At 64.1% G+C, this 10,326-nt stretch carries 12 protein-coding genes and 1 tRNA gene; 9 read left to right on the top strand and 4 right to left on the bottom strand.

The genetic code is table 11. From position 1 onward, the window contains the following. Together PMI42_RS06945 and PMI42_RS06940 are read left to right on the top strand one after the other, a co-directional pair. On the top strand, positions 1 to 1,484 hold a 1,484-nt coding region (locus PMI42_RS06945), incomplete at its 5' end, for a glycosyltransferase (RefSeq protein ID WP_008131957.1). Positions 1,485 to 1,810: 326 nt separating this feature from the next. Beyond that, positions 1,811 to 1,886: transfer RNA gene (locus tag PMI42_RS06940), tRNA-Lys, on the top strand. A 629-nt stretch (positions 1,887 to 2,515) separates the two neighbouring features. Here PMI42_RS06940 and PMI42_RS06935 read toward each other — a convergent pair. Continuing rightward, a complete protein-coding gene (locus tag PMI42_RS06935; RefSeq protein ID WP_035964748.1) occupies positions 2,516 to 3,178 on the bottom strand; it encodes a hypothetical protein in 663 nt (220 codons plus the stop codon). Between the two features lie 274 nt (positions 3,179 to 3,452). Here PMI42_RS06935 and PMI42_RS39975 point away from each other — a divergent pair, with 274 nt between their 5' ends. The 4 genes from PMI42_RS39975 to PMI42_RS06920 all read left to right on the top strand — a co-directional run bounded on the left by PMI42_RS39975 (position 3,453) and on the right by PMI42_RS06920 (position 5,082). Then, positions 3,453 to 3,623, top strand: coding sequence for a hypothetical protein (locus PMI42_RS39975; protein ID WP_008131951.1), 171 nt, complete (start codon positions 3,453 to 3,455; stop codon positions 3,621 to 3,623). A gap of 374 nt (positions 3,624 to 3,997) precedes the next feature. Beyond that, positions 3,998 to 4,240: a hypothetical protein gene (locus tag PMI42_RS06930; protein WP_008131950.1), complete on the top strand. Its 243-nt coding sequence runs from the start codon at positions 3,998 to 4,000 to the stop codon at positions 4,238 to 4,240. Between the two features lie 198 nt (positions 4,241 to 4,438). Then, complete coding sequence (locus tag PMI42_RS06925) at positions 4,439 to 4,678, top strand: hypothetical protein (protein ID WP_008131947.1); 240 nt, start codon at positions 4,439 to 4,441, stop codon at positions 4,676 to 4,678. A gap of 119 nt (positions 4,679 to 4,797) precedes the next feature. Continuing rightward, the gene (locus tag PMI42_RS06920) at positions 4,798 to 5,082 is read left to right on the top strand and encodes a hypothetical protein (RefSeq protein WP_008131945.1); all 285 of its coding nucleotides are present in this window, start codon (positions 4,798 to 4,800) and stop codon (positions 5,080 to 5,082) included. Here PMI42_RS06920 and PMI42_RS06915 read toward each other — a convergent pair. The 3 genes from PMI42_RS06915 to PMI42_RS06905 all read right to left on the bottom strand — a co-directional run bounded on the left by PMI42_RS06915 (position 5,079) and on the right by PMI42_RS06905 (position 7,564). Continuing rightward, positions 5,079 to 5,474 carry an NUDIX hydrolase gene (locus PMI42_RS06915; protein ID WP_008131943.1) on the bottom strand — a complete coding sequence of 132 codons (396 nt, stop codon included), beginning with the start codon at positions 5,472 to 5,474 and terminating at the stop codon, positions 5,079 to 5,081. The genes PMI42_RS06920 and PMI42_RS06915 overlap by 4 nt on opposite strands. Before the next feature lie 143 nt (positions 5,475 to 5,617). Then, positions 5,618 to 6,703, bottom strand: a complete 1,086-nt coding sequence (locus PMI42_RS06910; protein WP_035964747.1) for an AI-2E family transporter — start codon at positions 6,701 to 6,703, stop codon at positions 5,618 to 5,620. A gap of 141 nt (positions 6,704 to 6,844) precedes the next feature. Next, positions 6,845 to 7,564, bottom strand: coding sequence for an outer membrane protein (locus tag PMI42_RS06905; protein WP_008131939.1), 720 nt, complete (start codon positions 7,562 to 7,564; stop codon positions 6,845 to 6,847). 257 nt (positions 7,565 to 7,821) lie between these two features. On the opposite strand from PMI42_RS06905, the gene PMI42_RS06900 reads away from it, so the two are divergent. From PMI42_RS06900 to PMI42_RS06890, 3 genes are all read left to right on the top strand, one after another. After that, entirely contained in the window at positions 7,822 to 8,049 is a 228-nt protein-coding gene (locus PMI42_RS06900) for a hypothetical protein (protein ID WP_008131938.1), read from the top strand. A 201-nt stretch (positions 8,050 to 8,250) separates the two neighbouring features. Further along, positions 8,251 to 9,477: a DUF4424 family protein gene (locus PMI42_RS06895; RefSeq protein ID WP_050994345.1), complete on the top strand. Its 1,227-nt coding sequence runs from the start codon at positions 8,251 to 8,253 to the stop codon at positions 9,475 to 9,477. A 93-nt stretch (positions 9,478 to 9,570) separates the two neighbouring features. Continuing rightward, the coding region (locus PMI42_RS06890; protein WP_008131933.1) for an AMP-binding protein at positions 9,571 to 10,326 on the top strand (756 nt) is incomplete at its 3' end.

Genomic DNA, 10,326 nt, shown 5'->3' with positions numbered 1-10,326 from the left:
GGCCGCCGCAGCGGCTGCTGTCCAAGGACAAGCCGGTCGAGAACGTTCCGGAAAATTACTACCCGAAAGTCTCGATCCACATTCCCGCCTATTTCGAGCCGGTGGAGATGCTGAAGCAGACGCTCGATGCGCTGTCGCGGCTGAACTATCCGAACTACGAATGCGTCGTCATCATCAACAACACGCCCGACCCCGCCTTCTGGCAGCCGATCCAGGACCATTGCCGCGCGCTCGGTGAACGCTTCAAGTTCATCAACGCCGAGAAGGTGCAGGGTTTCAAGGCCGGCGCGCTGCGCATTGCCATGGACCGCACCGCCGTCGATGCCGAGATCATCGGCATCCTCGATGCCGACTATGTCGTCGATCCCGACTGGCTGAAGGACCTCGTGCCTGCTTTCGCCGACCCCAGCGTCGGCCTCGTGCAGGCGCCGCAGGAGCATCGCGACGGCGATCTGTCGATCATGCACTACATCATGAACGGCGAATATGCCGGCTTCTTCGACATCGGCATGGTCCAGCGCAACGAGGTGGGCGCCATCATCGTGCACGGCACGATGTGCCTGATCCGCCGCGCCGCGATGGACATGGCCGGCGGCTGGTCGAGCGACACGATCTGCGAGGATTCCGATCTCGGCCTTGCGATCCAGGAGCTTGGCTGGACCACCCACTACACCCGCCACCGCTACGGCCAGGGCCTGCTGCCCGACACCTATGAGGCCTTCAAGAAGCAGCGTCACCGCTGGGCCTATGGCGGCCTCCAGATCGTCAAGAAGCACTGGCGCCACTTCCTGCCCGGCAAGAGCCGGCTGACGCCCGACCAGAAGCGCGAATATGGCCTCGGCTGGCTGAACTGGCTCGGCGCCGAAAGCCTCGGCGTGGTCGTGGCGCTGCTCAACCTCGTCTGGGTGCCGATCGTCGCCTTCGCCGACATCGCCATCCCCGACAAGATTTTGACGCTGCCGATCATCGGCGCCTTCGTCGTCTCGCTCGCGCACTTCCTGTCGATGTACCGCGCGCGCGTCGCGATCAAACCCGGACAGATGCTTGGCGCCATGATCGCCGCGATGAGCGTGCAATGGACGGTGTCGCGCGCAGTGGCGCAGGGCCTCATCACCGAGCACATCGCATTTGCGCGCACCTCCAAGGGCGGCCTGTCGAGGATGTCGATCGAGTTCCAGGCGTTCTGGGAGGCCGTGATCGGCGCCCTGCTCCTGATCGGCGCCGGCGTGCTGGTGGCCTCCAACAGCTTCAAGCAGATCACCGAGATCTACATCTTCGCCGGCGTGCTGGTGCTGCAAAGCCTGCCGTTCCTGGCGGCGGTCGCTATCGCCATCCTCGAGCTCAGCCGCATCAACTCGTTCCAGTTCTGGCGCGACAGCGCGATCCGGACCGCCGAGCTGATCGGCCTGCGCCCGGTCGCGCTGCCGACCCCCGCAGGCACCGCCCAGCCGGTCCCGAGCGAGGTCCGGCGCGAGACGAACTGACGGCCGGAGGCCTCCAGCGCGGGCAAGACGTCCGCGCCGAGCGGCCTTCAGCGCTGTTCGGCGTGGATAGAAGCCCGCCAATCGGGTTGAAAATCTTCTCTTAAGCTGCGGATCCCGCAAGCAAATCAGCAGCTCCTGCCAACAGTTTCGGCAGCCACCCGCACTATTGACCTCCGCAGCCACTCCCCCTACACAGCGCGGGCCGAAAGCATGATCCGGAAACAGCCGGTTTTCCCCGCGACGCGAGTTGAGCGTGGCGGCAAGTCATGCTTCTCAAATGTCCGAAGACGATGGCGATCATTCTCGAAGCCATCCAGCGGCCATGGGAGCGCGTAGCTCAGCCGGTAGAGCACGTGACTTTTAATCACGGGGTCCTGGGTTCGAGCCCCAGCGCGCTCACCAAAGCCAGATCAGAGACTGAAGCGAAGAACCGGCCAAAAGCGATTGCGGCTCGATCGTCACGCGTCCCGAGAAATGAGCGGGTCTGGTTACGCCGGCGATAGCTCGGTTGCTCGACATACCCGGCACGGATGTCCGGCTATGGCCTGTGATCTTCGTCATTTGGAAATCAAGCCCATCAGCTGCGCAGGCTGACACGTACCCGCTCGCGGTGGCTAGCCACCTCGGCCGACATTGGACGAGGCGCTGTTCAACCACCGCTGGGTGGCTTCATCGCTCCAGCCTGGAACTGCGAAACGCGCCCGGGAATGCACGTCCACGTCGGGGCGATCAACCGCGGGATTGTGCGGGTGATGTGCACGGAAGCGATGCGCTGTCGCGGCGTTCGCGGTGGTGCAGAGGACAATCAACAGACCCATGGCAAGGACAGCGCGCATCGCATCAGCTCCTGTCGAACAACCGGAGTGATGTGATGTGCCACCAGCCCACCGCAATGCGGCGGGGCAGCACAATCCGGCGACGGACGTGCGATCGCGAAATTCCTGAAGGACAAACCTCCGGTTCTCCCCCTCCAATCTGCCGATAAGGTATCTCAGCTTCAAGAAGAGGTGAGCGATTTGCTCGACGGGCCTTCAGCTTTCGGGGGTTGCCGCCGGCACACTCAGCGGCGCGCCACCAACCGAAACAGGCCCCACCGACTTCGACTGCCGAACCATTCGCTTGCGCATCGCGGCGGACAATCCATAGCGCGCATTCGCTCTGCGAATGGAGGACGTGACGTCCGACATCATTGCACCTTGCAGCGAGTCGACCTTTGCGATCAGCGTCGACAGCTGCGACGAGATCTTCTTCACGTCGAACCGTTCGTCCGTGATGCTCTGCCGCAGCGACAGGAGCACCATGGAATCCTGCAGCTCTCGCGCCGCATTTTGCTCCAATGCGCGGTTGTTCTCCTGCAGCGACGCGGTGTGTTGCTGCTGGGCCGACTGGATATCCTTCAGGGCGGCGACAACCGGATCCGGTTGTGGCGGGGACGCTTCGCGGCGCGGAAGCAATTCAGCCAGGCTGCCGACATTCAGCGGCAGAAAATCAGACGGCAATGTGTAGATGGCCGCCGCGCCATTGATCGCCAGGGCACACACCGACAGGGCCAGGACCGATGTCCGGCTGGACCGCTTGACCGGTACTTCGGCTTCCCCGGCTGCGGGCTCGGGCGCTGCGGCTGCGAGCGCGAGTGCTGCGGGATCGAGCTGTTCGACGAGGCCTTCTGCCTGGGATGTCGTGGTCATCTGCATTGACCTCAAATGAGCGAGCAAAAGGAAGCCGTCGCCGGAACGTCCTCGCGACGCCTCCTTTACGCAGCACCCACTTACACAACTGTCTAAAATTGTGGGCTTTTCTGCTTAATTCCACGTTAGCGGCTCGGCCCCTCGACAGGTACTGCGCTCCCGGCCGAATACGGGGCCCCGCCATGGAACTGGAAAAGGGGGCAGCCTGCTTCGATGCACGACAAAGCCGGGAGACAACGCCCTCAAAAGGTGTAAGATTCGGCAAAACGGAGGGAACGGCATGTTTGAAATCAACGGTTTCGACACCGCAGGCGTGGTCAGCCTCAAACGCGCATCGCTCGCGGCCGCCCTCAAGAAGGCCCGAGAGCTGGTCGAGGACGGATGCTGGGACGTTCAGATCGTCGATCCGACCGGCCGGGTCTACACCTCGTTTGAAGAGCAGGCCGCCTAGCCGCCTCGCCTTCGTTCCTCAGCCCCGCGCCTCTCAGATCGCTCTTTGCGAACTCAGGGCGTTGCGATGGCCCAAATGAAAACCCCAGCGCCTGGTAGGGAGCGCTGGGGCGTTTTCAAAATATCAATCGGTAAAGCAATGAGGCCTTCATAGCAGCGGCCTTGCAGATCGAGTGTGAACTGGTTCACACGTCGCCGATTTTTCCGTGTCTGATTTCCATGTCTGCCTCCGCGCTGCGATGCACTAACGGCCTCGCCGCAATCCGATGCGGCATCACCGGCCCCCTCAACTCCCGCGCGCCACGCCGTTGCCAATCAACTCGTTTGGGCGCACGCTCGCTCCAGGCGCACAAGACGCCGCACTGGGAGAGAGACATGAAGGAAGCGGGCCTGGACGGCCGCCACCGCGACAAGGATGGCGGGATCAGCAAGAAACACGGCAACACGCTGGTCGGAACATTGCGCAAGATCTACGGAAAGGGTTTTGCGGCCGGCTATCCGGATGCGACCGAGCTCAATGCGGTCCTGGCCCAGCTGAACGAGACGTCGCTCAGCCAGTTGCGCCGCGATCACGACACCGGCCATCTCGGACACAAGATCAGCCACGCGTCGAAGTGACACACGTAGGCAGGGCCGTCACGACGACCGATGTCGCCTTCCCCACCCCGCGTTCGGCAGCGCGCGAGGATCGGTCAGGCAGCCTGTAGCAGACGTCGCCTTTGGGGGCCGCGGACCTGACGTCGGCGCTGCGCGCTGCATTTGCCGTTTGAGCGGCGCCACCCCCGCGCTAACATGAGCCTTTTACGGAGGCTCATTTTGAAACCGATCATTTTCATCGCAATCATCGCACTCCTGGCCGCGGCTCCCGCCCGCTCGCAGCCGCTGGTCGATCCCAACAAGGTTGCGCCCGAATATCGCGAGGCGGCCGAGAAGCGCCGGGCCGAGCAGATCAGGCAGCGCGAATGTGCGCTGAAAGCGGATCTCGAGAAGGTGCTGCCGAGGGATCGCACCGCCTATCTCAACCATTGCCTGGAGACGGTGGCCGCCCGGCCATAGCGGCGGCATCGGGCGCGGCAGAACTGCCGGGCGATGGCCGGACCTTCAGGTGTTCAGGCTTTCTTCAGACATTTGCGATCAGCTGACCGTCCATTTCCATCAGTCATTGTTGTCCGCGCATGAGTTCGGTCCAGATTCAGTGCACGCGGTGCAAGGGCGTGTTCCGCGATCGCGCCGGGCGATTGCAGGACGGCTATTCCAGGCAGTGTCCAGGGTGCGAGGTGGTGCTGTTCTTCGCCGAGGACTCGCAGCACCCCTTCATCAAGCGCGCGATGCGCAGTGCACGCAAGGCGCGCAAGGAGCAGCGCGAGGCCGATGCGGCGAGGCTGCTCGCGCCGGAGCCGAGTGTGGCCCGGTCGCGGTCGTTCTCCGGGCGGGGCCGGCCGGTGGAGCGGGAGGACTAGCCTGTCTTTCGCCGTTTCCGAGGAAACAGCCGGTCACGGATATAGCGCGAGGTCGGCGTCAGGCGGATGCCACGCGGCTTCTGCCAGGCGGCACGGTCGATCTCCTTCTTGTCGCCGATCGCGAGCCGGCCCCTGGCGCCCTTGGCGATGAAGATCGCGTCGCTCATCTTGCGGCCGGAGCGCTTGTTCCTGGCCTTCACTTCCTTCCAGAGACTGATCCTGCCGAGCTTCAGCTTGGGCAGCTCCTCCTTGATCTCCCGCCGCAAGCAGTCCTTTTCGGACTCGCGCGCGCGCTTGCGGCCGCCCGGGAACATCCACAGGCCATCCACCCGGCGTCTGACCAACAACACCTTGCCGCGTTTCGCGGCGACCAGCTTGGAAGATTTCGCCATCGCTGCCGTAATCGACAAACAGAATCGGGACGATGGTAACTTGTCTAGTCGGATAGACAAGTTCGGGACGCGCCTTGATCACAGGCGCGACGCCGTGCGGATGTGGCGCGAGCCGGGAGGCTTGCGCCGCCCAAGGCCGCAAATCAGCCCTCGCCCGCCTCCGCCCGGTCCTCGGTCCTGATCCAGGCCATCATCAGCTCCCAGGCCACCGACAGGATGATCGGCCCGATGAACAGGCCGACGATGCCGTGAGCGAGCGTGCCGCCGATCACGCCGACGAAGATCACGATGGTCGGCGTGGTCAGGCCGCGCCCCATCACGAGCGGCTTCAGCATGGTGTCGATGAAGCCGACCAGGACGAGGAACACGGTGAGCAGCAGCGCCGTGGTGACGTCCTTGGCGGTCCAGATCCAGATGATGACAGGCAGCAGCACGAGGAAGGCGCCGATCTGCACGATCGAGAGCAGCAGCACGATGAAGGCGAGCAGGCCGGCGCTCGGCACCGCCGCAAGCTTGAAGCCGAAGCCGGCGAGCAGTGCCTGCACCACGGCGACGCCGATCACCCCTTGCGCCACGGCGCGGATGGTCGCACCCGCGAGCCCCAGAAAGTGCTCGCTCTGCTCGGGCACGATCCGGAACAGGAAGCTGCGGCCGGCCGCAACCAGCCGCGGCCCGTGCGGAAACAGGAAGCCGGCGACGAACACCGACAACAGGAACTGCACCGTGCCGACGCCGGCATCGCCCGCGAGCGACAGCATCGGGCCGGCCAGCGGTTGGAGATATGGCGCCACCTCGCGCAGCACCGCGCGGATGTTGGTGTAGGCCTGGTCCCAGAGCTCATAGAGCCATGGGCCGACGATCGGCCACGATTTGAGCTGCTCCGGTGCCGATTGCAATGCGAGGTCGCCGGTGTCGAGCTGGCGCGCCAGCCCGCGCACGCCGTCCACCGCGCTGATGCCAAGCCAGGTCGCCGGACCAATGACGATGCCGAGCGTGATCAAAGTGAGGATCGCCGCCGCGGTCTTGGGCCGGCCGCCGAGGATTTTGGCGACCCAGCTGAACGCCGGGTAGAACGCGACCGCGAGCACGCCGCTCCAGGCCAGGATCGGCACGAACGGGCGGATGATCAGGAAGGTCCAGATGATCAGCAGGCCAAGCAGGCCGAGCCGGATCACGAGCTGGATGATGTCCTCTCCCGTCAACAGCTGACGAAGGCTTTTCACGGGCAGGGCTTTCCTTGCGGCATCACGCGGGTTCCGGCACTGGCACAGCCCCGGGTTATTGCCAGCCCCGCATCCGCCGTCAAGCCGACCGGCCCGGTCCGGGCGGGACGGTGCGCCCCGCCGGACGAGCGGTTCGGCCCGGTCCGCTTAGAAGTGGTAGTTCACGCCAACCGTTCCGGTCTGGATATTCAGCTTCACGTTCGCAGGCGTCGCCACCAGATTGCCTGTCGTCACCGGCAGTTCGGTGATCGCGCCAAAGCCCATGTAGTTGTACTCGGCCCTCACCGACCAGTTCGGCATGAACATCCATTCGACGCCACCGCCGGCAAGCCAGCCGGTGCGGTTGAAGCTGCCCGAGGCGGAGCCGGCCAGCGCGCCGGCAAGGCCGTTGTTGACGTAGTACTTGTCGCGCGTGAAGGCCGCGCCGCCCTTGGCGTAGAGCAGCACGCGATCGAAGGCGACGCCGAAGCGCCCGGCCACCGTGGCGATGTAGTCGTTCTTCAGCGAGAAGATGAAGCCGGCACCGCCGGCGAACGGGCTGTTGCTGCTCAGCGTGACGCTGGACCAGGCGCCGGTGCCCTCGAGGCCGACCACGACATTGCTGATCTGGTAATTGCCGCCGATCTGGCCGCCGGCCACCCCGCCGCTGGCCGTGACCGAGCTCCAGGTCGCCGTGGGATCGGCCGGGTCCATGCCGGTCCATTTGCTCCAGGCGCCGCCGCCATGGGCACCGATGTAGAATCCGGTCCAGCTGAAGATCGGCACCGGCACCGGCGCCTTCACCGGCGCGGGCGCGATGATGTCGGCGGCAAAGGCCGGCGTTGCCAGCGCCAGCAGCGCAGCCGTCAGAACGAGCTTCGTCCCCATGATCTCACCCCCATTGACTTGCGCCCGGCCCGGCCGGAGCGACGGGTGAAATCTAGCGACCGGATCAGGACCACGCTTGGACCTGCCGGCGGTGTGATTTGGACTGACCGGCGCTGCGGCGATCGGGAAAGCCCTGCAATATCCGCGGCCGCGCCGGGTTTGGCTAACGTCGGTTAACCGGATTTCGCGCGCCCGGTTTACGCCGATGCAAACGCCCGCCCCTACCCTGCAACGAGGTCCAACAAACATTCCGTGCAATGGCCAACAGCATCTGGACGATCGAAGAATTCACCTGCACCGGTTGCAGCATGAATTACACCGCAACGAGGGAAGAGCACAGCGAAGCGCATTCCGGCAGCTTCAAGTGCAGCATTTGCAGCGGCGTGGTTCACAGCTGGTCCGGCAAGCACCACTTCTTCGGCTGGCAGGCGGTGAAAACGAAGCCCCCGGTGTTCGGACGCCGCTGGGCCGGCATCGAGTGGTAGGCCGAGGCGACGGCTCCGGCGGCCGCTTGGCCGGGAAACATCACGGACGAACGTCCAGGCTCATTGATCAGTGTCACCCGCTGGCGACATCGGATAGGACGGAGATCGGGTCGATCGGGACTTGATCCTCCAACTGTCGGCCCGTACACGACACGATTGCCGCTGGAATCAATGACCTCTTTCGTGCCCCGAAAGCGACCGATGCTGCCAAGAACGATCCGCGCCTTGCTTCTGATCGGCGCAACGATTGCCCCAACGCACATTCGCGCCAACGATTCCACTGCCGAGCTCGCCACGGGCGGCCTGATCTTCACGCGCTCGCCCGATATCGAAATGCGATCGGAAGATCTCTTCATCTCGACGACCGAGATCCGGGTCCAGTACAGGTTCTTCAACCATTCGGGCCGCGACGTCGTCACACAAGTCGCCTTCCCGATGCCCGACATTTCGTTCGGGATGGACTCCGACATTGCAATTCCGACCAACGATCCCGAAAACATCCTCGGCTTCAGCACAACCGTGAACGGCTCACCGGTCGCAGCCCAAGTCGAGCGCAAGGCGCTTCTGAACGGAATCGACAAGACCGAAACGCTGAAGAAGCTGAATGTGCCGCTGGCGCCGCGACCCGGACAGAAGCAGGATTATCCATCCCAGGAGACCTGGGATCGGTTGATCCGCGAAGGCCTGATCGAGGACGCGCCGCGTGCCGATGGAAACATGACGCCATTGTGGGTCTTGAAGACCACATATCACTGGCAGCAGACATTTCCCGCCGGCCAGGAAATCTCCGTCTCCCATCGCTATTTGCCGAGCGTCGGCGGCACAGTGCCGATGCCGGCGTCCGCGTTCCTCGACAACCCGTCGATCCTACAGATCGAGCCATCGAAGGGGATCAATCGCTTCTGCGTCGACCAGGATTTTCTCAACTCCATGGTTCGTTCGCCCAATTCGAACTGGCAGCAGAACTTCATGGAGTACATTCTGGTGACCGGGGCAAACTGGTCCGGCCCCATCAAGGAATTCCGCCTGGTGGTCGACAAGGGCGCGCCGGAAAATCTCGTCAGCTTCTGCGGACAGGGCGTTCGAAAAATAAGTCCGACCCAATTCGAGATCCGCGCCTCGAACTTTGTCCCCGGCACCAACATCAGCGTTCTGATCCTCAAGCCGGAGCGTGCCGATCCTGCGCCGGCGCGAGATACCGATCGGCCTCAAAGCGTGGCAGGGCAAAATTGCGACCAGCTGTGGCAGCAGCGGAACAGCATTTTCAAAGCCGGCGGCTACTGCTTCCGCACGCCGCGCGCCATTGCGTCCTTTGGCAATGCGGGGTGCAAATACGACAACATCGTCGATGTTCCCCTGTCCGCCCGGGACCGGCAGTTGGTCAACGACATCCAGCAGGTCGAACGGATCAAGGCCTGCCCGCGGTAGATGCCTCGCCATCGCGACCCGCGCGAACTGCAGCTTCTGCTCGGCTGCGGCACCGGCTAAGCTCCCCTCCCCCGCAATAAAAGCCGACACGCAATGACCGCTCGCTTCGTTCCCCAGATCGCCCTCTACCGCAACTGGCTCGCCACCCAGCGCGGCCTCACTTTCGCGAGCTACGAAGATATGCGGCAATGGTCGGTCCGCGATCTCGATGCATTCTGGCGCAGCATCTGGGACTATTACGATCTGCAATCGCCGACGCCGTTTGCGGCCGTGATCACCGAGCGCAAGATGCCGGGTGCGGTCTGGTTTCCCGGCGCGCAGGTAAATTATGCGCGACAGGTGTTCCGGCATGTCGATGCGGCCGATGCCGCCGGCCTGCCCGCCATTGTCAGTTGCGGCGAGGACGGCAAGCTCACGGAGACGAGCTGGCCGGAACTGCGGCGCAAGGCGGCCGCGCTCGCGCTGCATCTGAAGGACCAGGGCATCAAGCCCGGCGACCGCGTCGCGGCGTACCTGCCCAACATCCCCGAGACCATCATCGCGTTTCTCGCCAGCGCCAGCATCGGCGCGGTCTGGAGCGTCTGTGCGCCCGACATGGCGGCGCCCGCCGTGATCGACCGCTTCAAGCAGATCGAGCCGAAGGTGCTGATCGCCTGCGATGCCGTCACCTATGCCGGCCGCCGGCACGACCGCAAGGACGTCGTAGCCGAGCTTCGTCGCTCCCTGCCCACGGTCGAGCACGTCATCCTGCACAGCGAGGCCGCGCCGTCAGCGCCGGACACGCTGCTCGCCGAGATCACCGCAAGAACCGGCGCGGCAATCGACGCCTTCGAGCCGATGTGGCTGGCG

This window comes from Bradyrhizobium sp. YR681 (genome assembly GCF_000282615.1).
In the GTDB taxonomy this organism is placed as follows: domain Bacteria; phylum Pseudomonadota; class Alphaproteobacteria; order Rhizobiales; family Xanthobacteraceae; genus Bradyrhizobium.
This window is presented reverse-complemented; position numbering and strand designations above follow the sequence as displayed.

Bases quoted from the DNA above. Each gene is read 5' to 3' on its own strand.
- PMI42_RS06935 (WP_035964748.1), bottom strand. From the start codon at position 3,178: ATGCAGATGACCACGACATCCCAGGCAGAAGGCCTCGTCGAACAGCTC.
- PMI42_RS39975 (WP_008131951.1), top strand. From the start codon at position 3,453: ATGTTTGAAATCAACGGTTTCGACACCGCAGGCGTGGTCAGCCTCAAA.
- PMI42_RS06930 (WP_008131950.1), top strand. From the start codon at position 3,998: ATGAAGGAAGCGGGCCTGGACGGCCGCCACCGCGACAAGGATGGCGGG.
- PMI42_RS06920 (WP_008131945.1), top strand. From the start codon at position 4,798: ATGAGTTCGGTCCAGATTCAGTGCACGCGGTGCAAGGGCGTGTTCCGC.
- PMI42_RS06915 (WP_008131943.1), bottom strand. From the start codon at position 5,474: ATGGCGAAATCTTCCAAGCTGGTCGCCGCGAAACGCGGCAAGGTGTTG.
- PMI42_RS06905 (WP_008131939.1), bottom strand. From the start codon at position 7,564: ATGGGGACGAAGCTCGTTCTGACGGCTGCGCTGCTGGCGCTGGCAACG.
- PMI42_RS06900 (WP_008131938.1), top strand. From the start codon at position 7,822: ATGGCCAACAGCATCTGGACGATCGAAGAATTCACCTGCACCGGTTGC.
- PMI42_RS06895 (WP_050994345.1), top strand. From the start codon at position 8,251: ATGCTGCCAAGAACGATCCGCGCCTTGCTTCTGATCGGCGCAACGATT.